This is a genomic window from Tractidigestivibacter sp. (genome assembly GCF_057241865.1).
The window spans coordinates 69,507-94,615 of sequence record NZ_DBHHPX010000008.1 but is presented as its reverse complement, the minus strand read 5'-3'; the positions used below and the strand labels follow the sequence as shown (position 1 = coordinate 94,615).

The following is a 25,109-nucleotide window of genomic DNA, read 5'->3' as shown; positions in this document are numbered from 1 at the left end:
GAGACGGCATGCTCGCGCGGGTGCGCGGCCGGGGGGCCATGTCCCACGGCGACCGCGGCAGCCACGGCAACGCGGTCGCAGGGTCGCTCCTCGGCACGCCCAGGAGCGGGCGGTGCCACCGCGAGCGCCTCCTGGACGCATCCACGACGAGGCACGGGGCGATCGAGCTCATGGGGTCGTGCCACGACCGCCTCCGGCCCCACGAGCCCATCGGCGACCGCGTGCCGGCAGATGCGATGGAGGGGCTCTTCGGGCGCTTCGAGAGGGCCCTCGCATGCGACCCGGAGGCGATGCAGGCGGCATGGAATCCGGGATTCCCCTGTCCATTATATTGACAGGGCTCAGACCCATCTCGCCGTGGCGCTCGGCGCGGGGGCCGCGGGGCACCGCAGGCCGGCCTGTCCCCGCCGAGCGCCCGCGCGATCTCGCGGACGCCCTTGCGCTGCCGGGCAGGCAGCGTCACGCCCCCGCGTCCCTCGATGCCAGGATGGGCGTAGTGGCCCATGGGCCCCCTCCCGTCGGTGCCCGTCCTCGCAGACACCGTCGCAGGAGACCCTGTGGGCCATGCCATCTCAGGGGCGTTGCACTTGGAGTGGGGATTCGCCGGGCAAGACATGGCTTCCGTTGCACGGAATCGCGCTGCCGCTAGATAATTGCCCCTCACCGACCCTGGACCCACTCGCCCAGGCTCTCGATCCAAGTGCGATCATGCGTCTGCTTCGCCCTCGCGAACTGATCCGTCTGGCTGCGCACGGCGTCGCGAATCATCCTTGGGAGCCCGGGGTGGGCACGTTCCACCGCCTCGGGGATGACGAGCACCTCAGCTGGCAGCTCCTTCCTCATCATCCAGTCGATGCCCCAGAAGTTGCGCATGAGCGAGGAGACCTCCTCCCCGTCCCTCGTGCAGAGGATGACCTCATCGTCGAGGCGGATGGCCTTGTCGGAGAACATCAGCCAGGGGATGCGGATGGCATCCGCTCCGGGCGCGCGCATGGTGTATCCGTGGTCGCCGAGCTGGACCTGGTAGCTGCAGGAGAGTCCCTTGAGCGGCGCCAGCCCCGCGTCAGGGCAGCCGTGCATGGCGAACCACCCGCGGACGAGCCCCGCCCGAGTCCCGAGGACGAAGGTGGGTGAGATGACGGCCCAGGCAAAGAGCACGGTGATTGCGACAACGAACACGAGCAGGAGAAGCAGCTTGCCGACACCATTCACTGCTCGGTCGTGCTCGTTGAGGAGCATGCCCACGGCAACGAAGTCCCAGAACGAGACGCACACCAGGCCGAAGACGCCGACCTTTCGCATGTAGGGGCCGCTGATCGCCGTGAAGACCCTCCGGAACCCCTCGTAGTCCATCTCGACCGTGTATTCGTCGCCCATGGGTCGTGCCGCCCTCCGCTCTCGCCGGTGATCTAGGCCATGATTATGAAATACGTCACCACCCGGAACCACCCTTCGAACAAGGGGGCCTGGTGCGGCTTCGACTGGCGCGGGCCCCTATCATGGACTGCGTGCTTCAGGGGACTGCCGTTGCCGTCGCGCCGGGCCTACCATCGCTCCTCGGACTCGCCGTTATCCTTCTGCATATTGGGCCCATCGTAATCGTTGCGAGCCTCGCGGAGGCCTTCCTCGTACTGCTCGCGCTCGTCACCACTCAACACTGTTGCCGCCATCTTAGCGTAGACGTGGGCCCACTTGCGTCCCAACGCACCGCTGTCGCCTGCGTCCTTGCAGCACCATTCCGCCATGATGCTAAGCCTGATGTAATCTTTGCAAAGGCTCCTGGCAAATTTGTGCTCCTTGCTCACCCCATCCAACCGACTTCCTCCTTGGGCATGTGGTCGACCATGCGGGCACGCAACGTAGGCTCGCCGGCGAGGCGATGGAAGCCACGCTCGTCGTCGACACGGCTCGACCCTCCTGGCGTGCAGCTACCAAAGTCGAGGGCGGACGTGTTGCCATACCAACCCAGCCCGCAATACCTTGGGCGCATGTCAAAGACCTCTTCCCCGTAGTCGCCGACCATGTGGACGAACTCCTCTTGCAACTGAAAGGTTATCCTTGGCCATGTCTAGACGCCCTGCTAACGCGCAGACCCATCCGGGGAGTTGGCCGGATTCTCATCGGAGACGCCCCGGTCGACACATTCGTCGTCGATGACGCATCGCCCCAGATAATCGATGGAGTTCGCGTCGAGACCATTCCCCATCGCCTCAACGAGCGCATAAAGAAAGAGGTGGAGAGCGGGCGGAGAGCCGGCGGCAAGAGAGGCTGCGAGCGGACGGAGAAAAGGAAGCGGCTTGCGAGAAGAACGCCGCAGAACGCTACAGTCCGGCTGTTGCGGGCGGGTGACGAATGCGCCCCTGCCCTCTCGGCGCCCGCGCCACATGGCTACCATGGCTCAAACGTCACAGGAGGCACCATGGTCTTCGTCATTCTCATCCTGGTTGTCATTCTCGTGCTGGTGGTTGCGTGCGTGGCTCGCGCGGCGGCACTCAAGCCAACGCTCCCCATGGGTTCGCCTATCGACGCGGACGGCTACCACGCCGGCGACGAGGAGGTCGAGCGCTTCCGCACGCTGCTGCGCATTCCCACCGTCTCGCGCGACGACCCAGCCAAGCTCGACTGCGAACCCTTTGACCGGTGGGTGCCCACGCTGGAGCGCCTCTATCCGCGCACGTTCAAGGCGTTCGAGTTCACGCGCATCGACGAGTACGGCATCCTCATGCGTTGGCCAGGGCGCGATGCCTCGCTTGCTCCCGTCGTGATGATGGCCCACCACGACGTGGTGTCCACGGACGGTCAGGACTGGACGTACCCGCCCTTCGCGGCCGAGGTACACGACGGCCAGATCTGGGCGCGGGGCACGCTCGACAACAAGCTCTGCTTTTGCGGCTGCATGGAGGCGTTCGAGCACCTGCTGGAGGAGGGCTACATCCCCCCGCGCGACATCTGGTTCTTCTCGTCCTGCTGCGAGGAGACCTCCGGCCCCACGGCCGACAATGCCGTTGCCTGGCTGCGCGAGCATGGTGTGCGTCCCTGCATGGTCCTCGACGAGGGCGGGGCCGTCGCCACCGGCGTGCCCCTGGGCGTGACCTCGCCCATGGCCATGGTGGGCGTCTCCGAGAAGGGCCACGTGGACGTCACCGTGACGGCGCATGGGACCGGCGGGCACGCGTCTGCCCCCTCGAGGAACGACGCCACGCGCCTTCTCGCCCGAGCGGTGGAGCGCATCTGCGCAAACCCGGGAAGGCCCCAGGTGGCGGATGCCGTTGCCGCGATGCTCCAGGAGCTTGCCGCTCGCGGAAGCTTCGCCTATCGCATCATCTTTGCCAACATGTGGCTCTTCCGGCCGATTGTTGGGCGCATCCTGGCGTCGGGCGCCGAAACCGGCCCCATGGTTCGCTCGACCTACGCACTTACGCAGCTTGCAGGCTCGCCGGCGAGGAACGTGCTTCCGCCCGAGGCCACGGCCAACCTGAATGTGCGCGTGGCTCCCTTCGAGGACGTGGCCGCCTCACTCGTCCGCATCCGGGCTCAGGCCGCCGAGGAGTGCCGGGCGTCCGGCGTCGCGGCTGATGCCGTAAGCGTAGAGATTGCCGAGAACAGCCTGATCAACGAACCCTCGCCCTTCTCGCCCCACGACGACGCACGGTTCGACTACATCCGTCGCTGCGTGGCGGGCGTCTATTCGGAGGCGGGCGTCTGCCCCTACGTGCAGACCAGCTGCTCGGACTCGCGCTCGTTCACGAAGATCTGCGACCACGTGTACCGCTTTGCCGCCTTCGTCTACACGCCGGTTGCGCGCGGCCTCATCCACGGCGCCAACGAGCGCATCCCGGTGGACGACTACAAGCGCGGCGTCGAGTTCTACGTGGCGTTTGTTCGCGGTCTCGACCAGCTGGGCGCATAGGCTGAGAGCCCCTTGCGCGTCGCGCTTTAACCAACGAGAGGAAAAGGCATGGCCGAGAACGATGCAGATTCCAAGGCGACCAAACCCGCAAGGGGCAAGATTCCCTTCGACTGGGAACGCTGTGCGGTGGCGTCCCTTCCCTTCATGGGAATGATCTCGTTCTGGCAGGTGTTCGATGGCCTTGTGCCCAAGATGCTCACCCATACCTTCGGGCTCTCCAACTGGCTCACAGGCGTTGTGATGGCGCTCGACAATGTCCTCGGCCTGTTCCTTCTGCCTTGGTTTGGCATCCTCTCGGACCGCTGCCGCTCGCGCCTGGGGAGAAGGACCCCCTTCATCCTGGCCGGCTCCGCCGTGGCGGCCGTCTCGGTGCCGCTCATCGCCGTGGCCAACAACCTGGGAAGCCTGCCCCTGCTCATCGCGATGATCCTGGTGACGTTGGTCGCCATCTGCTCGTATCGCACGACGACTCTCGCGATTGTCGCCGACATCACGCCGCGCCCCTTGAGGACCAAGGGCGACTCGGTCGACAAGATCGTGGGCTACGCTGGCACAGGCGTTATGCTGGTTGCCATCTCGGTGCTCGTCCCCTCCGTCGCGGACCCGGACTACGTGCCCGTCTTCCTGCTGCAGGGCATCGTGATCGCCGTGGCGGCAGTGGTCTACCGTATGCTTCTCGACGAGTCCAAGGCCGTGGCAAAGATGCACGGGGAGAGCCTTGCCATGGGCATCAGGGAAGACGCGATCGACGCGGATGACGATGCCGAGCAGGGCAGGGAGCGTGTGACCGACCCAGAGCTTCTCCGCTCGATTGCCCTGCTCCTTGGTGCAGTCTTCTTCTACTACATGTCCTACAACGCTATGACCACCAACATCTCACGCTACGCCTCGGACCTCTTCTCGATGCTCGGAGGCTCCTACGCGATCATCAACATCGTCACCATTGCGGGCGGGCTCCTATCTTATGTGCCGGTGGCCAACCTCTCGCTTAGGGTAGGCAGGAAGCGCGTGGCCCTCGTGGCCGGACTGGTGATGACCGTATGCCCCGCCATCATGTGGCTCTTCCCGGCGTTCACGCCTCTCTACTACGTGCTCTTCCTGCTCATGGGCGCATCGCTTGGCGCGGTTGACCTGTGCGTGTACCCCATGATCCTCGAGGGCACAAGTTCCAGAAGCGTCGGGCGCTACTCGGGCTACTACTACACGGTGAGCATGGCGGCGCAGGTCGTGACACCCATACTCTCGGGCATGGTCATGGACGTGGCCGAGTCGCAGCTCTTCCTCTACATCACCGTGATGGGCGCTGCCATGTGCGCGTTCATCGCGCTGGCCAAGCACGGCGACTCCATCCTTGCGGACGAGATCCTGCGGCGTGAGGCCGAGGCAGGGGAGTAGAGGCAGACGCGAGGCAGCGGCGGGGGAGTAGAGACAGGATGGGGTGTGGCTGCTGGCCTGCGTGAGCCCCATCACTGGCAACACTTCGCAGAGGATGGCAATCCCGACAACGGTTCGCCGCCGCACGGCTCTCGAATACCACTCAGCGAATCTCTCCTACCCATTATCTACCCAGTCGAGTAGTATATGGGTAGGAGAGGAGTTACCATGAGAGAAGACGAACGCACCGAGTTCAAGCGCGAGCCAACAAAGCTGGCAGCCAGAGAGGCCATCGCCTTCGCGAATACTCATGGAGGAACCCTGTACTTGGGGGTGGATGACAATGGCGTGCCGGTTGGGATTGCAAACCCTGACGCCGCGATGCTTGCCGTCGTCAATTCCATAAGGGATTCTGTTGTCCCCGACGTCATGCCACTTGTACAGGTGTCAGTCCTATCTGAACCAGAGTGCGAAACGCTATTTGGCAGTGCTCCCGAATCGGGCGCTGTTGCCTGTGTTGCGGTTTCCGAAGGCAGGCGTAAGCCCTACAGCCTGGCGCGCAAGGGGCCTGTGCCGGAAGGTGTGTTTGTCCGCGAGGGGCCCTCGAGTGCCCCTGCTGATGCGGGGCGCATTCTCGAGATGATCATGGAGTCCAGTCAGATGTCGTTCGAGGACCTTCCCGCAGGCGAAAAGGACCTTACGTTCGATGCCATGTCCAGGTCCTTCTCGGCTGCCAAACTTGGGTTTGGGGCGCGTCAGATGAGGACGCTTGGACTGAAGGACGGCAACGGCGCGTACACCAACCTCGGCCTAATGCTGTCTGACCAGTGCCCCTTCTCCTTTCAGCTGGCGTCCTTCCAGGGCGCCGACGTCCGCATTATCAAAGACCGGAAGATCCTCGAAGGAAGTGTTCTCTCGCAGATAGATCAGATGATCGACTACCTCGAGTTCAGGAACGAGACAAGTGGTGTTATCACGCTTCCATATAGGATCGAGACGCGGAGCTATCCGGACGACGCCCTGCGCGAGGCGGTCCTCAACATGGTCATGCATCGCGACTATGGGTCCCCAGCCATCAACAAGGCAAGCGTCTTCGACGACCGCATCGAGTTCATGACTGCCGGTGGGCTTGCCCGGGGTGTGAGGATGGACGAGGTGGCAAACGGCACGTCCGTCTGCCGCAATCCCCGGTTGGCCAACGTGATGTTCCGTCTCGGGATGGTCGAGGCTTATGGCATGGGGCTGCCGCGAATCTTCGCTGCATATGCCGACAGACCGGTCAAGCCAGTAGTTGAGGTCTCCGCCCACGTGTTCAAGCTGACGCTGCCCAACCTCAACTATGTCCGCGAGCACGGAGTGCCCCCATGGGCTGAGAAGGACTCTCTCGTCCCCATGGGCGGAGTCCCCAGAACCATGGAGCAGGTCCCGGGACCTCGCGTGATGCGTCCTGGGGACTCCATCCACATGGTGATGAACATCGTGGAGTCCAACGGGAGCATTACGCGCGTGGAGGTCGAGCAGATCTTAGGCGTCTCCAGGTCAAGCGCTGGCAGGCTGCTTGAGGGGCTGGTGCAGGAGGGCAGGCTCAAGAAGGTCGGATCAGGGCGATCGAGCGCTTACGCGGGCGTGGCATGATGAGCAGGCTATCAAGCGCCTGGCGAGAATATGAGGCCGTCTGTCCCAGCAATAGGCTCCAGGGGCGCTTGCTGGGCAGAGAATCTCTGTTCAGCATGATTGACGTTGCTCAAGCTTGGGGGGTCGCGTGGCTGGAGTTGAAACCAAGGAGGAAGTCCTATCCTACCTAGACAAGGTGACACGGGAGATTGACCCGCTTAGGCCGGAACCTTTCACAACCACCGCCGTCGCCAGTGCCTGCCACGTGAGTCGTAACCTAGCAAGTCAATACCTTAACGAGCTGGCGAGAGAAGGACTTGCGATAAAGGCTGGCTCTCGACCAGTGTACTTCCTCCATCGCAGGGATATGGAACGGTACCTGCAGGCTAAGCTCGACAGGAACGAGTTTTCCTCAATCTCCGAGTTGCTCATGTCGGCCGGGAGAAGGGCATCACGAGACTTCGAGCAGGCAATCGGAAGCGATTTGTCTCTCGGCCAATGCGTCGAGCAGCTCAAGAGCGCAATGCAGTACCCTCCTCGCGGAATCCCTGTGCTTCTCGTGGGGGACCACGGAACGGGGAAGGAATACCTCTCGAGGCTTACCTTCGAGTATGGCATGAATGCGGGGATTCTCGGAAAGAACGCCTCGTATGTCTTGGTTGACGCATCCCGACATATGAATGCCGGGACGTCTCTCGAACGACTCGTCTTCGGCGATGGAAAGATGCTGGGTACCGTCGGGAACTCCCACGGGGGAGTGGTTTACATTCGACGCTTTGATCACTTGGATCCCATATCTCGTGATGCCATACTCCAGAGGATTCGAGAAGGCGAGACTGGCATACAACAAGAGGGTGGCTCCGCACGCTTCATTCTTGGAACGAGTCGAGAGATTGACAGCGATGCCGTGAGGGCAATTGCGCGGTCTATCCCCATCGTGATTAGGCTCCCGCGCCTTTCGGAGAGAACCATGGAGGAACGCACGCTCCTCGTTATGGACTTCCTCAAGAAGGAGGGCAGGCGAGTTGCATCTGACGCGGCAATCAGCCGTGGAGCGCTCAGGGCTTTGGTCGCAAATGAGTTCGAGGACAACGTAGACGGCCTTCGCGCATGCATAACCAACTGCTGCGCCAACTCGTATCTCAACAGGAAGGATGACCGGCTTGTAATACAGACCTATAACCTTCCTCCCGATATCATTTCTTCTCTTCAGACAAGAGCTGATGACGATCAACTTGTCTCCGGCGGTGCGGAGGAGGCTTTTTACGCTCATCGACGCGTAACCGGTATATTCCAACAAATTGTTGACTCGTTCTACTCATTCGAGGAGGGAAGGCTCTCGTTTGACGAGTTCTTTTCTTCGGCAGTTGCGGCACTGAAGTCCTACGAGGACTTCCTGGATTTCGGCGACCAGAACGAAGACGGGCGCTCTGCTTCCTATGAACAGGTCATTGGACCTGTAGTCGATGAAATCAACGAGTCTTACGGCCTGGACCTGACGAGGAAGACTGCTCGGCTGCTGTCACATTTGGTTGCATCTCAGCTGTGGGCAGGAACTCCCTTGACATCGTGGCGCATGCACAACCGGGCCACCTTCAAATCCCTTTGCGCGGAGCTCTCCCGCCGTCATTCGGTGGCTTCTTCCGCAGTGTCTCAGATTGACTCCAAGGTGAAGCTCGCGCTTGGCGTGGAAATGGATGACTTGGTTCGGGCAGTGCTTCTTCTAGACATCTGCCAGGCCCTCTCTCCGGGAACCAGAAGGAGAAAGGCATTGGGGATTGTGATGTGTCATGGCTACTCGACCGCCACGAGCATTGCGGAGGCGGCTAACAGGATGCTCCGCGTGCGGGTGTTCGAGGCTATCGATATGACTTACGAGCAGCAGTTCTCGGATGTGGCAATTCCCCTTGCGCATCTGCTGGAGCGCTTCTCGTTCTGCGAATCAATGGTCATTCTGGTCGACATGGGCTCATTGGAGCAGGTCCTAGATGTGATTCCAAGCTCCATCAGCAGCGACGTGTATGTGATGACCAATGTGTCGACTGGCCTTGCCCTGGAAGTGGGAAGTATCCTTGCGAGTCGCGAGAGCCTGAGCGACAGCCTACCAAAGGTCATCGAATCCGCATCCCCGAGCTATCGCGTTGCCCGGCTGTCAAAAGCGGGAGAGACAGTCCTCTTCTGTTCCGAGGCGGGTGTAACCGCTGCCGAGAAGATTAGAAGGCTCATCCAAGATAGTCTCCCACAGAGCCTTCCGATCATTTTTGCGACCTGTGACTACGAAGAGCTGGCGAGGGATGGGAATCAGTCTCCTTCCGTCGAGGGCGAAAACGTTCGAGCTATCGTTGGGACGATGAATCCTAACGTTACGTCCGTTCCCTTCGTCGCCTTGGAAGATCTTCTGAGTCAGGGCTACTCAGACAAGCTCGATGCCGTGTTTGCGAAGTACTTGGACCGTGCTGACATATCCGCATTCCACTCTGCGCTCCTGAAAAACCTGACGCTGAAGAACGTCGTTGAATCAATAACCATTCTCAACCCAGAGATGCTCTATGTTGAAGCCGACAATGCTATCCGACGACTTGCACAGCTCAGCGGGAAGAACATCGACTCGAAAAGAAGGCTCGGCCTCTACGTGCATCTTTGCGGACTGATCGAGAGACTCGTGACAAACAACTTCGTTGACTCCTTCTCGGGGGAGGATGAGTTCGTGCGTTCGAATTCCGAGTTCATTGCCTGGTTCCGAGCCGCGTTCTCCGAGATGTGTCAACGCTATCGCGTTGAGGTCCCTGTTTCGGAGATAGCTTATGTGCACAAGATGCTCGAGGCCGATGGCTCCATTGGGGAATCTACTCGCAACGGACGCGTTTCTCTTGAAGACGAGTGATGACGCTAGAAGTGTCGAAGGGTTGTGTCGAGCAGAATACGACGCGCACACACTGAGATTGCCGATTGTCGAAAGTGGCTTGTGAACGGCGTCTCTCCTTAGCCGTGCCGGCCTCCGCGCTCTCTCGTCCCTATCTTCTATGCCACGGGCAAGCAGACGAGCTTGCCGTCATGGACGTACACGGGGGAAGGGAGATTGAGTTGAGCATTGTAGCAGCGAGAATCGACAATCGCTTGCTCCACGGCATCGTGGCCACCCAATGGGTCCCAAGGATGAAGCCGCAGAGAGTGATGGTTGTCGACGATGAGTATGCTGGCGACCCAACAAAGAAGGCCGGCATGCGCATGGCCAAGCCTGCGGGCGTAGCGCTCTCCATCATTGGCGAGCAGACCGCACGCAATCACTTTCGTGAGGGTAAGTACGATGACCACACGGTCTTTGTGATTGTCCGTGACCCCCGCATTATCCAGCGGCTCGAGGAGGACGGGCAAAAGGTGCCAAAGCTCACGATCGGTGGGACCGTCTCTCCCCAGGAGGGCCAGGCGGCAACCCAGGTGAGCCGCCGCGCCTACGTGCTCGATGCCGAGGTTCCCGTCTACTCAGCGATTGCGGCGCATGGGACCAGCATCGACATCCAGTACGTTCCGGCAGACAAGGACGAGCCGCTCTCCAAGTACGTCGACCTCTGAAAGGAGTTGAGCGGGTATGCAAATTGCTGCATGGCAGATTGTTGTCATCACGCTGCTGGCTTTTATCTATAGGGTTGATCGACTTGGAACGCAGGTGTGCGGCCACAATGCCGTTCTCTACGCCTGGCTTGTCGGCCTGATAATGGGCGATGGAATGACCGGCCTAATCGTTGGAGCGTCCGTACAGCTGATGTCATTGGGCGTCGCGGCCCTTGCCGGGTCTTCGGTCCCGGATTACCCCCTTGCGGGAATGGTCGGAACCGCAGTGTGCGTCATGACTGGACAGGATGAGGGCGTTGGCCTTGCCGTTGGTATCGCCGTTGGCACCATGGGTGTCCAGCTCGATGTTCTCGCAAAGACCGCAAACGTGTTCATGGCGCACAAGCAGCTTGATTATGCGCAGAGCGGACAGTATGAGAAGATGAAGGCGGTGACGCTTATTGGGCCAGTGCTGTTTGGACTGACGGATGCCATCCCCATGCTCATCGTGCTCGCGTTTGGCGGAGACGTCGTTAATGCCATCCTCTCGGTGGTTCCCGCGTGGTTCACCAAGGGTCTCTCGCTTGCGGGTGGTCTGCTGCCCGTGATCGGCATGGGAGCACTGCTTACCTACATGCCCGCCAAGCAGTACTTTAGCTTCCTTGCCATTGGCTTTGTGCTCTCGGCATACCTCGGCCTGTCGATTCTCCCCGTGGCAATTCTCGGTGGAGCCGCTGCGTACGAGGTCTACAAGAATCTGACCTCGCGGAGTGCCGAGCAGTCGATTACCGCCTCAGAGGGAGGTCTTGAAGATGAGTAAGCAGATTGAGCAGGACTCGACCCAGGCTCCGGCAGACGAGAGCGGCCGTTTGCTCACTGACAAGGACATCAGGAAGTGTGCCTGGCGTTGGTGCATGTCGGTCAATGGCTTCAACTATGAGACCCAGCTTGCACCATCCGTGGTGTTTTCCGAGGCAGATGCCCTCAAGAAGATCTATCGTGATGACGACGCAGCATACAGGGACTCCCTGGAGAACTCGGCAAAGTACTTTAACGTGACGCCTCCAGTCGCAGGAATCCTTCTCGGTGCGGGACTCGCGATGGAGGAGAAGAACGGTACGGCAGCCTTGGGGGCCGTCCAGGACCTCAAGGTCGGCCTCATGGGGTCGCTCTCCGGAATCGGTGACGCCATAATCTGGATCCTTATCCCAACGGTTTTCGGCTCCATTTCTGCCTACCTGGCACAGAGTGGCAACCCCATCGGTGCGCTCCTGTTCGTGGCTGTCAACCTCGTGTTTAGCCTTGGGGTTAAGATCAAGAGCTGGGATTGGGGATATCACTTCGGCACCCAGCTCATCACCAGCCTTGCTGACAAAGTCGCGGCACTCACTGAGTCCATGAGCGTTCTCGGCCTCACCGTCGTCGGTGCTCTGATTCCCTCCGTCGTCAAGCTCTCGACCTCATTGACGATCAACATCGGGGATGTCTCCTTCGGACTGCAGGAAGGGCTGTTCGACAAGATTCTGCTGGGACTCCTGCCGGTATGCGCCACCGCGATCGTCTATCAGCTGATAAAGAAGGGTGTCTCGACAAACAAGATCATCCTCGGAATCATCGTCTTCTGCTGGCTTGGCGCTGCGTTCGGCTTCTTGGGTTAGCGTGCTTGGCGGGATGGGTCTCCATCCCGCCAATGCTGGAGGTATGCAATGAAGGTCTCTTCGACGAAGGTGGACATTGCGCCGAGTGGGGTTTTCTATCTTGACGGCTATCTCAATGACATCCGACAGCTTCCGGGTGCAGGCATTCATGACGAGCCCTATGCCATCCTCCTACTGCTGGAAGAGAGCGGACAACGTGCGTTGTTCGTTGGCATCGATGTGTGTCAGGTTAGCCTTTCAAGAACCAGGAAGATGAGGAGCCTCCTCTCCTCTCTGCTAGGCATTCGCGACGAGTTCATCGTCATCTCTGCGGTCCACAGCCATTCGTGTCCCAACGGCCTTCGTGACGGCAGCTCAATTTCCCATGACACCCCTGGTTACGAGGAGCTCGTGACCGGTCTTGTAGTCCAGGCGGCCTCCCGGCTTCCGGAGATGCTCGCTGAGGCAAAGCCCGAGATCCTGGCCACGAGAATCAGAGGATGGTACTCAAATCGCAACGACAAGGACAAACCGTTTGACGATCAGGCCTTTATCGTGAGATTCGTGGCAGATGATGGCTCCACTGTTGGGGCGATGCAGAACTTCAATTGCCATTCGACCGTCGTTGGGCCGTTCAACCGTCTGATAACGTCCGATCTTCAGGGGTCGGTTCGAGCTTTGCTCGCGCCTTGGGTGGGCATCACGCCCTATGCGTTCACGGGCGCGTCCGGAGATTTGGGAAACAGGCAGTTTCGTAGGGGTGACGGATTTGCTGAGCTCCAGCGGACTGCCGTTGGTATCTCGGCGGAGTTCATGAAGGGCTCCTTTGAGCCGGTTGAGCTTGGGGTACCAACGGTCCGTGAGTTCACTCACAACGTGGACTACGACAACGGACAGTACTTCACGAGGTACCAGGAGCTTCTGGAGAAGGCAAAGCAGACACTCGCCGACGATTCTTCGACGGCGACGAAGAAAAAGCTGGCGCGGACGGAAGTGCATAGGCTGAGTGAGAAGCTCGAGATTGACCGCGTTCAGTTTCCTATAGTGATGAGGGTCATCGACTTCGGAGGACTAGTCTTCGTGACTTTTCCTGGTGAGCTTGGCAGCGTCCTTGGGATGCGTATCAAGTCAATGTTTCACTCGCGGCGGTGCCTTGTTATTGGGTACGCAAACGATGCGCAGGGCTACTTCGTCCCGAGCGAGGACTTTGGGCGTGGATACGAATCGTTTGTGACGAAGCTTCCTCGCGGTGGCATCGAGTCAGTGCTTGACGAGTTTGAGGAGTGGCTGTGAGACACGTAATTCTCGCTTCGCACCATAAGTTTGCCGCAGGTCTCGCAGACACGATAGAGTTCATTGGCGGGATAGGCGACTTCGACGTCATTTGCGCTTATATCGACGATACTCCGCTGGACGTTCAGGTCAAGGCATTGTTCGACGGATATGGTGTCGATGACGAGGTCCTCATTCTCACCGACATTATGCAGGGGAGTGTCAGTCAATCATTTGCACCATATATGAACGGTCATGTATTCCTTGTTGCCGGAGTTAATGTGGCGTGCGCGCTTGAGCTCGTACTTACTCCGGAGCCCCTGACGTACGATGCGATCGAAGAGGTTCTTTCCAAGGCGCGGAACTCCATGCAGCTTATGAACAGAGTTGACATCGAAGTAGCAGAGGGTGACGAGTGAACTCGCTAAGGCCGCATGCGCAATTTGAGTTGGGGCTGGTGGTGGTCTGCGCGGGCGGCATGATGGACGGCTATGCCTTTACGGCTCACGACCAGGTATTTGCAACGGGGCAGACGGGGAATGTAGTGCGTCTGGCACTTGCGGCATCTCAGCTTGATCCTTATTCCTTTCTCAGATACTTCATCCCCATAGTCTCTTTTGTCGCAGGCATCATTCTCTCCCGTCTGGTGTCGAGCAGGTTCTTTAACGGAAGAGAATCATCGGTGCAGAGTTGGGTAATCGATTTTGAAGCGGTAACGTTTGCGGTGATTGGAGTCTTCTCTGATTACATTCCAGATTTCATGTCCGACTGTGTGATTGCCTGCTGCGCGGCAATGTCATTCGAAAACTTCCGGGAGCTAGGACAGGGGTCGCGTTACTCAAGTACGTACTGCACTGGGAATCTCCGCTCCTTTTCGGAAGCCCTTTATGGGGGCTTATTTGAACATGAGCCAAATGAACTGAGACGAGCGTTCCACTATTTGTCTCTCATCGGTTCCTTTTTTGCCGGCGTGGTCATCTGTGGCTACTTTGTCGAGAGAATCGGCGGGTCTGCTGCGCTTCTCATTTCCATCACGTTCCTTTTCGCGAGACTGTTCGTGGACGGATGGCTGTCAGGTGGTCTGCCATCAGAGTAGACGAACTCGTAGTTAGTTGGAGGCTTATCATGCGCATTGACGAGGCAATCGCTGTTGTGAAGGGCTACTGCCTGGGGATTTCCCCATGGACGGGCGCACCTATCGATGAGGCGACCACTCGTGACAAGGTCACCTACGGTACGACCGAGAGGGAATGCTCGGGAATCGTGACCTGCATCTGGCCGACCGCCAACGTCATCCGCCAGGCTATGGACTGCGGCGCCAACCTCATTATCTCGCACGAGGCGCTGTTCTGGAACCACGGAGACCACCAAGACGTGATTGGGAAGACCAAGGCCTATGCCGAGAAGAAATCCCTGCTCGACGCATGGGGAGGCACGGTCTGGCGTTGCCATGACTACATTCATTCGGGCGTTCCCATCGATGACGATGCCATGGTCGACGGCATCTTCTTCGGCTTCGCCAGGAAGATGGGGTGGCAGGACTGCCGCGTGGGTGATGTCGCCCGCTGCCGTGACTTTGAGATTCCCCAGCTTACTGGGGTTGAGCTTGCGCGGCGGCTCGTTAGCAACCTGGGCCTCAACGGGACGAGAATCACAGGAGACCTCTCTGCGGTCGTGCGAAGGGTCCACATTCCGAAGCACGTGATGGGGGACCCCGCCTCCGATACACACGAGATTAACTTTGTCGATAGCGAAGGCGTGGACGCCTTGGTGACCATGGAGTTCATCGACTTTACGACCTGCGAGTACATCCGGGATGCAGGGATGTTGGGCGAGGGGAAGTGCGCTATCACGGTTGGGCACTTCAACCTGGAAGAGCCTGGGATGGAACTCATGGCGAAGTGGCTTCCCGAGGCGTTGGGGACCTCTGAGATCTCCGTCCACTTTGTCCCCATGGGCGACACATACCAGTACATTGTGGGATAGCGTCCTAGCGACCCCGGAGGTGCCCGGGTGAGCCAAGGGTGTCCGGATGGCCCAGCAGTGCCCGGGTGACCCCTGCCTTTCGCTGGTGCTATGGTTGCGCGGGGAAAGTCTCCACGTAACGCCAACTGCCTCGGACTTTGTCGTCTTGACGGTTGGGACCGCGCAAGTCTCCGCGCAACGCCAGCTTCCCCACAACGCCAGCAGCACCAGGAAGGACTCCGACAATGTCAATGCCAGCCACGCTCGCCCTGCAGATAGTTGTCATGTTCATGCTGGTGGGCGTGGGTTTTGCGATGTTTCGCGCGGGCAAGATCACCATGGAGGGCAACCGCACCATCGGGAACATCCTCGTGTACCTCTCGCTGCCTTGCGTCATTGTGAAGGGCCTCATGGTGGAGCGCACGGCGGAGAACGTTGCCGCGCTGGGAGTCTCGGCGCTCATGGGGTTTGCTGCGCTTGTCGTCTCCGCACTTGTCGCGCGTCTTGTCCTGCGGGATGACGCCATTGGCAACTTCTCGGCGACCTTCTCTAACCCGAGCTTCTTTGGGATTCCGTTGGTCGTGTCAATCCTTGGCCAGGGGCCCGTGTTCTATATGACCGCCTACATTGCGTTTATGAACCTGGGGCAGTGGACCTACGGCGTCTCGCTGCTCACGGGCGAGCGGGGGAGGGTGTCAGCGCGCTCCCTCGTGCGTTCGCCTTTCATGGTGGCGACGCTCATCGGCCTCGTGCTCTTTGCGACCCAGCTGCAGCTTCCGGGCGTGGTGACGAGCTGCCTGGACTACGTCTCGGCGCTCAACACGCCGCTGGCGATGTTTGCCATAGGGGTCTATCTGGCGCAGTCCCACCCGGCGGACATGCTCCACCGGCCTGGCCTCTACAAGGTTGCCCTGGCGCGGCTGCTGGTGACGCCTCTGGTGACCCTTGCGCTCCTGAGTCTGCTGCCTGCCACGATGCTCGAGATGAAGCTTGCGATTCTGGTGGCGCAGGCATGCCCCGTTGGCCTCAACGTTGCTGTCTACGCTCAGCTCCACGACGCCGACTACGTTTACGCGGTGGAGACCATCGTGGTCTCGGTGCTGCTCTTGTTGGTCTCGACTCCCCTGGTAGTTGGCCTCGCCCAGATGGTGTGGTAGCGCCTTGGCGTCTGTCCCATTCCCTGGCACCCGCTCTGTCCCCTGATCCCCGTTCTTTATCGGTATCTGTGAATCTCTCGCCGCATTCTCGCAGGTCGCGGGCATGGCGAGTCTCAGAAACCGCTAAAGAATGGGGGCAGGTATTGGGTGGCGTTGAGATTGTGGTTTCGAAACTATAAAATAATTCGAGTTTCGAAATCGACTGGGGTGGTGTATTCCATGCCTATGGTCTATCGCTCTGCCTATATGGAGCGCCTTCGTTCTCTCGGGGGGACGCATGACATCAAGGTCATTATTGGCGTGCGACGCTCTGGCAAGTCAGAGCTCATGAAAGCTTTCGCATCGGAGACATCTGCTAATGATTCCCTGTCGAACAACGTCTACCTCGATCTTCTCGACCTTGATAACGAAGGCCTCCTTGAGTATCAAGCTTTGCATAAACGAGTGGTTGAGATGTACCGAGAGGGTGCACACAACAGACTCTTCGTCGATGAGGTACAGCTTTGCGATGGTTTTGAAAGAGCAATAAATAGCATCTACAGTCGCGGTGGTTGGGATATTTACCTTACTGGCTCCAATGCATTCCTTCTGGGTTCTGGCCTCGCCTCTCTTTTCACTGGTCGCCAAAAAGAGATTCATATCTTTCCGTTTAGCTTCTGCGAGTATCGCGAGTACTTTGGAGGCGGAAGTGAGATTGACGATGACTTCAATGATTTCGTCAAGCGAGGTGGCCTGGCTGGTTCGTACGCGTACGGTAGCCTCTCGGAATCATACGGCTACATTCGTGACATCTATCGGACAATTCTCACCCGTGATTTGGTGCAAAAGTTCTCTCTATCCGACACCACGGTTTTGGAGCGTCTTGCTGAGTACATGATGGGTAATGCCGGCAATCTCAACTCTCCCAACAACATCGCCAACACTCTTGAGGCGAATAGGGTATCCACTAACCATGTGACCGTTGGCCGGTACATGTCATATCTGCGCGACACATTCGTATTCTATGAAGCCAGACGCTTCGACATTAAGGGAAAGAAGTATCTGAGCACCCAGGCCAAGCATTACGTTTGCGATACGGGTATGCGATACGCAATCCTTGGTACTCGCAACATGGTGTGGGGACGCATGTACGAGAACGTGGTGTTTCTCGAACTCCTGCGTCGTGGCTACGAGGTTTATGTTGGCAAACTCTACCAAAAGGAAGTGGACTTCGTAGCCAAAAGGGAGTCTGAGCTTGTGTATATACAGGTAAGTGATGACATTAGTCCGCAGCTGACGCTTAAACGCGAGCTGGCGCCCCTGCTCGCCGTTCGAGATGCCTATCCAAAAGTTCTTATTGCAAGAACGAGGCACGAGGAATATTCGATAGAGGGGGTCCGCATTATCGATATTGCAAGATGGCTTCTGGGCGAAGGGCCATTGAGCTGACGCGGCAGGACGACGGTTTTTCGGGGGCCCCTCGAGTGGCAACTGGCTTGAAGTTTGGTAAACCACAGGTCAGCGAATTGCCCCTGTCGATGTGATATATAAGGGATTGTACGAAATTTGCTGCTAACCGGAAGTGTCACGACGTGGCTGACCCCGGGACCCTCTCGCCTTCCTGCGCGCGTCCGGCGGAGTTTATCGCTCTTTCGTAAAACCCGTGTGCGGCAGCTGGGCAAATGCGGATGCTGTTTAAGAGAAAGCGATATTCTCTGCTGGGGGGAGACAAAGCTGGCGTCGGAGCAAGGGTTCCGTACGTCATTGCCACGGGAATGGGCCTTCCGGCGTCACTCGGGGCCGCTCGCAGAGCCGCCCCTCCCAGAATCATGCAGAGCTTACGCCCGTTTCCTCTCCGTTCTCCTCGCCAGCATGCCATCGTGCTAACATGCCTCCTAGGCAATGACGGAGAGGTTTGGTCGTCGCGTCGCCAGCGGACAAGAGATGGGGCTCACCGGCTGAGAGGCCCCTCCAAGGCTGACGCCCAGGGTTCACTCCACCAGCCGCAACCTCAAAGCGAGGCGTGGGCCGGCCCCATCCGGACGTCGGCGTCCCACCTGCGCGAGTAGGGAAGCCGTAGGCCCCACGGCACGGGGCGCAACGAGTGGGCGTGCGCGAGAGAAAACGCGCGCGTCAATCAAGGTGGTACCGCGGAGACATCCGTCCTTGGGCAGCATGGCCCGGGACGGTTTTTTACTGGCTTTGGAAAGGAACGCACCATGGCGATGTCCGATGACCTCAAGTCCATTGAGGCGCAGGTAGAGGAGGACCTCAAGGTCGCTGAGACCATGGAGGCGCTGGAGGCCCTGCGCGTAGGCATGCTCGGCCGCAAGGGCAAGCTCACGGCCCTCATGCACATGATGGGCCAGGTCCCTCCCGAGGAGCGGCGTGCCATGGGCCAGATGGCAAACGCCGTGCGCTCCAAGGTCGAGGCGGGCATCGCCGCCCGCCGCGAGGAGCTGGCAAACGAGCTCATGGAGCGCCGTATGGCCGCCGACGCCGTAGACGTGACGCTTCCCGGCCGCACGCTCTCGCCTGGCACGCAGCACCTTATCAGCCAGATTCGCGAGGAGATCGAGGACATCTTCTGCGGCCTGGGCTACACCGTCGAGGATGGCCCCTACGTCGAGACGACCTACTACAACTTCACCGCGCTGAACGCCCCTGAGGACCACCCCAGCCGCTCCGCGCGCGACACTTTCTACGTCGTGGACAACGCGCCCGAGGGTAAGGAGATCCACGTTCAGGGCGAGTCGGACGTCCTCCTGCGCACCCAGACCTCCGGTGTCCAGGTGCACACCATGGAGAACCACCAGCCGCCCATCTACATGATCTGCCCGGGAACCGTCTTTCGTCCGGACACGGCCGACGCCAACCACCTGCCGCAGTTCACGCAGGTAGAGGGCCTTGTGGTGGACGAGGGCATCACCTTCGGCGACCTCAAGGGCACGCTCGACTACTTCACCCGCGAGATCTTCGGCAAGGACCGCGCCACGCGCTACCGCCCGCACTTCTTCCCGTTCACGGAGCCCAGCTGCGAGGTCGACGTCTCCTGTGGCGTGTGCCACGGCAAGGGCTGCCGCTTCTGCAAGAACACCGGCTGGCTCGAGATCTTGGGCTGCGGCATGGTCGACCCCAACGTCTTCCGCTACTGCGGCATCGACCCCGAGAGATACACCGGCTTCGCCTTCGGCATTGGCGTCGAGCGCGTGGCAGCGCTCCGCTACGACCTGCCCGACCTGCGCATGCTCATGACCGGCGACATGCGCTTCCTGAAGCAGTTCTAGAGCTGGCGTGCACACCGGCGCATCGGCCGGGAAGACGAAAACGAGGGGCGGCGCAGCGTGCCCGCCCAACATGGAAAGGCAATCACAATGCGAGTTTCGTATGAGTGGCTCAAGGACATGGTGGACGTGCCCGAGGACCCCAAGGACCTGGTCAACGAGTACATCCGCACCGGTACCGAGGTCGCGGCCGTCGAGCGCGTGGGCGCCGATCTCGACCACGTCTACACGGCGCAGGTGGTGAGCAAGAAGCCACACCCCGACTCCGACCACCTGTGGCTCTGCCAGGTATCCGTTGGCGACAAGAACGTCGACGAGAACGGCAGCCCTGTGCCCCTTCAGATCGTGTGCGGCGCGCAGAACTTCAACGAGGGCGACCACATCGTGACCGCCATGGTCGGCGCCGTGCTCCCCGGTGGCGTGAAGATCAAGAAGTCCAAGCTCCGCGGCGTGGAGTCCTGCGGCATGAACTGCTCCGAGCGCGAGCTCGACCTGGGCAACGACCACGAGGGCATCATCGTCCTGCCGCCAGACGCGCCCGTGGGCATGCTCTACACGGACTACCTCGGCAGCTCGGACACCGTGATCGACTGCGAGATCACCCCCAACCGCCCGGACTGCCTTTCTATGACGGGCATGGCGGTGGAGACCTCGGCCGTTCTCGACGAGGACACCCACATCACGCTTCCCGCCATCAAGGACGAGAAGGGCCCCGACGCCCGCGACCTGGTGGACGTGCGGATCGATGACGCCGAGCTCTGCCCGCGCTACACGGCCCGTGTGGTGAGAAACGTGAAGATCGGTCCCAGCCCCGAGTGGCTCGCGCGTCGCGTCATTGCCGCAGGCTCCAGGCCCATCAACAACGTGGTGGACGTCACCAACTATGTGATGTTCCTCACCGGCCAGCCGCTGCACGCCTTCGACCTGGGCAAGCTCCAGAAGCGCGAGGACGGTAGGCGACACGTGGTGATCCGCGCCGCCCACGACGGCGAGGGGCTCACCACCCTTGACGGCAAGGAGCGCACGCTCACGTCCGACATGTGCGTCATCACCGACGGCGGCGAGACGCCCATTGCCCTTGCTGGTGTCATGGGTGGCCTCAACTCCGAGATCGACGAGACCACGACCGACGTCCTGCTCGAGAGCGCGACCTTCTCGCCCGGCCACACCTCCCGCACGAGTCGCAGCCTCGACCTCATGAGCGAGGCTTCCATCCGCTACGAGCGCCAGGTCGACGGCGCCGGCTGCGCGGCCGTCTCTGACGTGGCCGCGGCCCTCTTCGAGGAGTGCTGCTCGGCCGAGGTCTGCCCGGGCATCGTGGACGTCTATCCCGCGCCCGTGCCTGCGCCCGTGGTTCGGATGCGACCTGTCCGCGTGCGTGCGCTTGCCGGTGCGGACATCCCGGACGACTTCATGGCTTCTCGCCTCAGGCGCCTTGGCTGCAGGGTTGAGCCTGCAGGCGAGGGCGCCTATGCGGTGACCACCCCCACCAGCCGTCCCGACCTTACCCGCGAGGCCGACCTCATCGAGGAGGTCCTGCGCCTGTGGGGCGAGGGAGACATCACGCCCACGCTTCCCGCCGCGCGCAACCATGCGGGAGGCCTGACCGTCGACCAGCAGCGCATTCGCAAGATTGGTCGTACGCTGCGCGCCTGCGGCCTCTCCGAGACCACCACGTACTGCTTCGCAGACGAGAGCGACCTTGCCAAGCTCGGCATGAGCGAGGAGGGCCGTGGCATCCCCGTCCAGATCATCAACCCGCTCGTGGCCGATCAGGCCCAGATGCGTCGCTCGATCCTGCCGGGGCTTCTCCGCTCGGTGGCGTACAACCTCGACCACGGTGTGGGTGCGGTGGCACTCTCCGAGATCGGTCGCGTCTTCTTCGGCCGCGAGAGCAAGAGCCAGCCTGATGAGCCTGGCTTTGTGTGTGGCGTGCTCTCGGGTCGTCGTGATGACGAGTGGTGCCAGAAGTTCTCGGACTACGACTTCTTTGATGCCAAGGGCGTGGTCGAGCAGCTCCTCTCGGCACTTCGCGTGACCAAGGTGCGCTTCAAGGTGGCGGACCCCCAGTCCTACGGCTGGCTGCAGCCTGGTCGCGCGGCCGAGGTCTACGGCAACAAGGGCGAGCTCATTGGCTGGGTTGGCGACATCCACCCCAAGGCGCTCAAGGCATTTGGCATCGATGCCCCCGTGGTTGCGTTTGAGCTCTCGGTCGATTCGCTCCTGCGCCTCGCCCACCGCGAACTGCCCTACGTCGACGTGCCCACGCTTCCTGGCGTCGACGTTGACCTGGCAATTGTCGTTGACGAGTCTGTGACCTGCGAGCAGCTCGAGCAGCGCATCAGGAGCGCCGGCGGCAAGCTCTTGTCCGACGTGCGCCTCTTCGACGTCTACCGTGACCCCGTGCGCGTTGGCCTGGGCAAAAAGTCGATGGCCTTCTCGCTCACCTACCGCTCTGCGGACCACACCCTCACCTCGGAGGAGGCTGACCGTGCCCATAGGAAGCTGGTGGGCAAGGTCTGCCGTGCCACCGGCGGAGAGGTCCGCGGCTAGCGGGCCGTCCGCGCCGAAAGGACGTACGTGCCGAGCTGGAACATACACACCGCCCACGTCGAGCGGCTCCTTCGCGAGGAGGGGGCCGCCCGGCTGGGCGTGCATGACGTGAACGCGTTCCTCTTCGGCAACTTCCTGCCCGACATCTACGTGGGCTATATGGTGCCGGTGCCTGTCTCGAGGCTGCGCAGTTATCGCGAGACGCACTTTGCCGACGGTGGGGCCATTCCTTCGCCAAACTATGAGGTGTTTTGGGAGCGCTATGTTGTGAGGCCAGACGTGGTGGCAGCGGATGGTCCTGTGCACGACCTGGTGCTGGGCGCGTGGGCGCATCTCGTGTGCGATTCCGTGTACAACGCGCACGCGCGCAACTACATTGCGTCCATTGGCGTGAAGCCCGGCGATGCCACCCGCAAGCGCAAGCAGCGCGACTTTGCCCTCTTTGGGAGGACCTTTGACATCTCGCTGCACCCGCGCGCGACGCCCGAGCTCATTGCCGCTTGTGCCGCGTATCCGCAGTATCCCGTGGACGAGGACGATGTGCGTGAGGCCGTTGCGGTGGCGGGACATATCGTGGACAAGAACCACGCGGAGCTTATCCGTGGCGTTCCCGCGTATGACATGCTTACGCCGGAGTTCTTCTCGAAGGCGTCGGCCGAGGCGGACGCGAGGATCGTCTTGGGTCTTCTCAGCGCGACGGGATGACGGCAGGGCAGCAGTTTGCCGCTGCGGGGCCAGCCCTGCCCGTGACGTTACGTGGGGTTCCGGTGGTCGCAGGCAGATTGACTGGGTTTCCCAGCAAGGTGTATCTAAAACGCAGATTTCTGTGGCGGCCTTGCACATCCCTGCAATTCCGTACACGCTAACGCAACGTTTATCGCCTATGGTTGTGTAACGGCGCGGCATACTCGCGCCCAGGACGAGAGGAGTAGCGATGAGCTGGTATGAGCCATCATTTGTCTATCAGGTCTACCCGTTGGGGCTATGCGGTGCCCCACACGAGAACGACGGTGCCACGGTGCCGCGGTTGCGCAAGCTCGTCGATGACGGGTGGATTGACCACATGAAGCGCTTGGGTGCCACCTGCCTCATGCTCAACCCCGTGTTCCAGAGCCTTACGCATGGCTACGACACTACGGACTACACTACGGTCGATTGCCGCTTGGGCACCAATGACGACCTGCGCTTTGTTGTAGATGTGTGCCACAAGGCGGGTATTCGCGTGCTGCTCGACGGCGTCTTCAACCACGTGGGACGCGACTTCTTCGCATTTCGCGACGTGCGCGAGAAGGGCCAGCAGAGCCGATATGCTGGCTGGTTCAACATCGACTGGAACGGCAACAGCGAGTTCGACGATGGCTTCGGCTATGAGGCCTGGGCGGGGGTCTCGACGCTCGTAAAGCTCAACCATGCCAACTTCGAGCTCAACGACTACCTCGCCGATGTCATTCGCGGTTGGGTGCGCGACTTCGACATTGACGGCCTGCGTCTGGACGTGGCCTACTGCCTGGACCGCGGATACCTTGGCTATCTGCGTCAGATCGCCGACGGCATTTCGCAGGATCGTGGCGAGAAGTTCGTGCTGGTGGGCGAAACCATGTTTGGTGACTACAACCAGTGGATGGGCGATGGCCTCTGCGACTCGGTGACCAACTACGAGGCCTACAAGGGCCTTTGGTCGAGCTTCAACAGCGCGAACATGCACGAGGTTGCCTACGCGCTCGAGCGCCAGAGCGGAAGCCAGCCTTGGGACCTCTACACGGGCAAGCACCTTCTCGACTTTGTCGACAACCATGATGTGCCGCGCATCGCGACCAAGCTGGACGACAGGCGCCAGCTCAAGCCCCTCTATGGCCTGCTCTTTGCCATGTGCGGCGTGCCGTGCGTCTATTACGGCAGCGAGTGGGGCATCGAGGGCGAGCAACACTATGGTGACTATGGGCTGCGTCCCGCGCTGGACGCGCCGGAGTGGAGCGACCTCACGGACTGGATCTGCGCTCTAGCGCATGCGCGCGTGAAGAGTGACGCCATCGTGTGGGGTGACTATCACGAGCTGCAGTGCCAGCCGCAGCAGCTGGTCTTCCAGCGCAGTCATGGTGACGAGCGGGTCATTGTGGCGATAAATGCGTCGGCCGAGCCGGCCGTGGCGCACTTCGATGCGGGATGTGGGCGCGCCGTTGACCTCATCTCCGGCGAGCCACACGACTTTGGCGGGGGCTCGGAGCTGGCCCCCTTCTCGGCTTACTGGTGGCGCTGCGAGCGGTAGGGGAGCAATGACCGTGCGAGGTTCTTCGCGTGCGAACGGCAGGCAAATGGCCGAAGGTGCAGGGGAGTGCGTGGCGCACGTGCTTTTGGTGGGAATTTGGTAGTTGGCAACGGTTGGTGGCCGGCAGTCGGGGGGATGCCGGCCTCCTCACTGGCAGCTGGAGGCGAGTCCTGTCCTTCTCGGATGGATGACTGTGCATGAAATTGCTCTATCGAGCGGTTTTTCGAGAGTCGTCGCATGAAAACGCGATATCGCAAGGCGCCTCGGTGCATCTATCATCAAATTTGAAAATAAGTATTACAAATAATGCATATATTTGGAATAATATGCACTAATATGGAATTATAGTTGCACTTTTGATGTGAAAGCCCAAAATCGACCTTACGATAGCCTGTTTTCATGCAGCGGAAGCAAAAAAGTCGTGCGATAAGCCATTTTCATACAGTTGGACCCCTGTGGCTTGGCATCATTGCTTGCCAAACGCGTTGTGGACAACGCTACTGCTGGGAGGTTGGATTGGTGCCGCCCCGAAGGGCCCTAGCTATT

Annotated in this window: 20 protein-coding genes; 17 read left to right on the top strand and 3 right to left on the bottom strand. The window is 60.4% G+C overall.

Annotation, left to right across the window (positions count from 1 at the left end):
- Positions 1–660: 660 nt before the first annotated feature.
- The 3 genes from ACO59D_RS04330 to ACO59D_RS04320 form a co-directional block, all read right to left on the bottom strand.
- Positions 661–1,377 (bottom strand): hypothetical protein, encoded by a 717-nt coding sequence (locus ACO59D_RS04330; protein WP_485125915.1) that lies wholly within the window; start codon positions 1,375–1,377, stop codon positions 661–663.
- 167 nt (positions 1,378–1,544) lie between these two features.
- Positions 1,545–1,805, bottom strand: a complete 261-nt coding sequence (locus ACO59D_RS04325) for a hypothetical protein (protein WP_485125914.1) — start codon at positions 1,803–1,805, stop codon at positions 1,545–1,547.
- Positions 1,802–2,044 (bottom strand): hypothetical protein, encoded by a 243-nt coding sequence (locus tag ACO59D_RS04320; protein ID WP_485125913.1) that lies wholly within the window; start codon positions 2,042–2,044, stop codon positions 1,802–1,804. The genes ACO59D_RS04325 and ACO59D_RS04320 overlap by 4 nt, the downstream gene beginning before the upstream one ends.
- A gap of 375 nt (positions 2,045–2,419) precedes the next feature.
- Between ACO59D_RS04320 and ACO59D_RS04315 the strand changes: the two genes are divergently transcribed.
- From ACO59D_RS04315 to ACO59D_RS04235, 17 genes are all read left to right on the top strand, one after another.
- A complete protein-coding gene (locus ACO59D_RS04315) occupies positions 2,420–3,910 on the top strand; it encodes a M20/M25/M40 family metallo-hydrolase (protein ID WP_485125912.1) in 1,491 nt (496 codons plus the stop codon).
- Positions 3,911–3,958: 48 nt separating this feature from the next.
- On the top strand, positions 3,959–5,305 hold the full coding sequence (locus ACO59D_RS04310) for an MFS transporter (RefSeq protein ID WP_485125911.1): 1,347 nt from the start codon (positions 3,959–3,961) through the stop codon (positions 5,303–5,305).
- Between the two features lie 207 nt (positions 5,306–5,512).
- Positions 5,513–6,919, top strand: a complete 1,407-nt coding sequence (locus ACO59D_RS04305; RefSeq protein WP_485125910.1) for an RNA-binding domain-containing protein — start codon at positions 5,513–5,515, stop codon at positions 6,917–6,919.
- Between the two features lie 127 nt (positions 6,920–7,046).
- Positions 7,047–9,782 (top strand): PRD domain-containing protein, encoded by a 2,736-nt coding sequence (locus ACO59D_RS04300; protein WP_485125909.1) that lies wholly within the window; start codon positions 7,047–7,049, stop codon positions 9,780–9,782.
- Positions 9,783–9,982: 200 nt separating this feature from the next.
- Positions 9,983–10,471, top strand: coding sequence for a PTS sugar transporter subunit IIB (locus ACO59D_RS04295; protein ID WP_485125908.1), 489 nt, complete (start codon positions 9,983–9,985; stop codon positions 10,469–10,471).
- A gap of 16 nt (positions 10,472–10,487) precedes the next feature.
- The gene (locus ACO59D_RS04290; RefSeq protein WP_485125907.1) at positions 10,488–11,270 is read left to right on the top strand and encodes a PTS mannose/fructose/sorbose/N-acetylgalactosamine transporter subunit IIC; all 783 of its coding nucleotides are present in this window, start codon (positions 10,488–10,490) and stop codon (positions 11,268–11,270) included.
- Positions 11,263–12,108 carry a PTS system mannose/fructose/sorbose family transporter subunit IID gene (locus ACO59D_RS04285; RefSeq protein ID WP_485125906.1) on the top strand — a complete coding sequence of 282 codons (846 nt, stop codon included), beginning with the start codon at positions 11,263–11,265 and terminating at the stop codon, positions 12,106–12,108. Before ACO59D_RS04290 ends, ACO59D_RS04285 begins: the two co-directional genes overlap by 8 nt.
- A 48-nt stretch (positions 12,109–12,156) precedes the next feature.
- Positions 12,157–13,380: a neutral/alkaline non-lysosomal ceramidase N-terminal domain-containing protein gene (locus ACO59D_RS04280; RefSeq protein ID WP_485125905.1), complete on the top strand. Its 1,224-nt coding sequence runs from the start codon at positions 12,157–12,159 to the stop codon at positions 13,378–13,380.
- On the top strand, positions 13,377–13,778 hold the full coding sequence (locus tag ACO59D_RS04275) for a PTS sugar transporter subunit IIA (RefSeq protein WP_485125904.1): 402 nt from the start codon (positions 13,377–13,379) through the stop codon (positions 13,776–13,778). Before ACO59D_RS04280 ends, ACO59D_RS04275 begins: the two co-directional genes overlap by 4 nt.
- Positions 13,775–14,455 carry a YoaK family protein gene (locus ACO59D_RS04270; protein WP_485125903.1) on the top strand — a complete coding sequence of 227 codons (681 nt, stop codon included), beginning with the start codon at positions 13,775–13,777 and terminating at the stop codon, positions 14,453–14,455. Before ACO59D_RS04275 ends, ACO59D_RS04270 begins: the two co-directional genes overlap by 4 nt.
- 29 nt (positions 14,456–14,484) lie before the next feature.
- Positions 14,485–15,345: a Nif3-like dinuclear metal center hexameric protein gene (locus tag ACO59D_RS04265; RefSeq protein ID WP_485125902.1), complete on the top strand. Its 861-nt coding sequence runs from the start codon at positions 14,485–14,487 to the stop codon at positions 15,343–15,345.
- Between the two features lie 224 nt (positions 15,346–15,569).
- Positions 15,570–16,481, top strand: a complete 912-nt coding sequence (locus tag ACO59D_RS04260; protein WP_485125901.1) for an AEC family transporter — start codon at positions 15,570–15,572, stop codon at positions 16,479–16,481.
- 219 nt (positions 16,482–16,700) lie between these two features.
- The gene (locus tag ACO59D_RS04255) at positions 16,701–17,909 is read left to right on the top strand and encodes an ATP-binding protein (RefSeq protein WP_485125900.1); all 1,209 of its coding nucleotides are present in this window, start codon (positions 16,701–16,703) and stop codon (positions 17,907–17,909) included.
- A gap of 770 nt (positions 17,910–18,679) precedes the next feature.
- On the top strand, positions 18,680–19,747 hold the full coding sequence (gene pheS / locus ACO59D_RS04250) for a phenylalanine--tRNA ligase subunit alpha (RefSeq protein ID WP_485125899.1): 1,068 nt from the start codon (positions 18,680–18,682) through the stop codon (positions 19,745–19,747).
- A gap of 87 nt (positions 19,748–19,834) precedes the next feature.
- Entirely contained in the window at positions 19,835–22,297 is a 2,463-nt protein-coding gene (gene pheT, locus ACO59D_RS04245) for a phenylalanine--tRNA ligase subunit beta (protein ID WP_485125898.1), read from the top strand.
- Between the two features lie 27 nt (positions 22,298–22,324).
- Complete coding sequence (locus tag ACO59D_RS04240; RefSeq protein WP_485125897.1) at positions 22,325–23,002, top strand: hypothetical protein; 678 nt, start codon at positions 22,325–22,327, stop codon at positions 23,000–23,002.
- A gap of 229 nt (positions 23,003–23,231) precedes the next feature.
- Positions 23,232–24,563 carry an alpha-amylase family glycosyl hydrolase gene (locus ACO59D_RS04235; RefSeq protein WP_485125896.1) on the top strand — a complete coding sequence of 444 codons (1,332 nt, stop codon included), beginning with the start codon at positions 23,232–23,234 and terminating at the stop codon, positions 24,561–24,563.
- Positions 24,564–25,109: the final 546 nt, after the last annotated feature.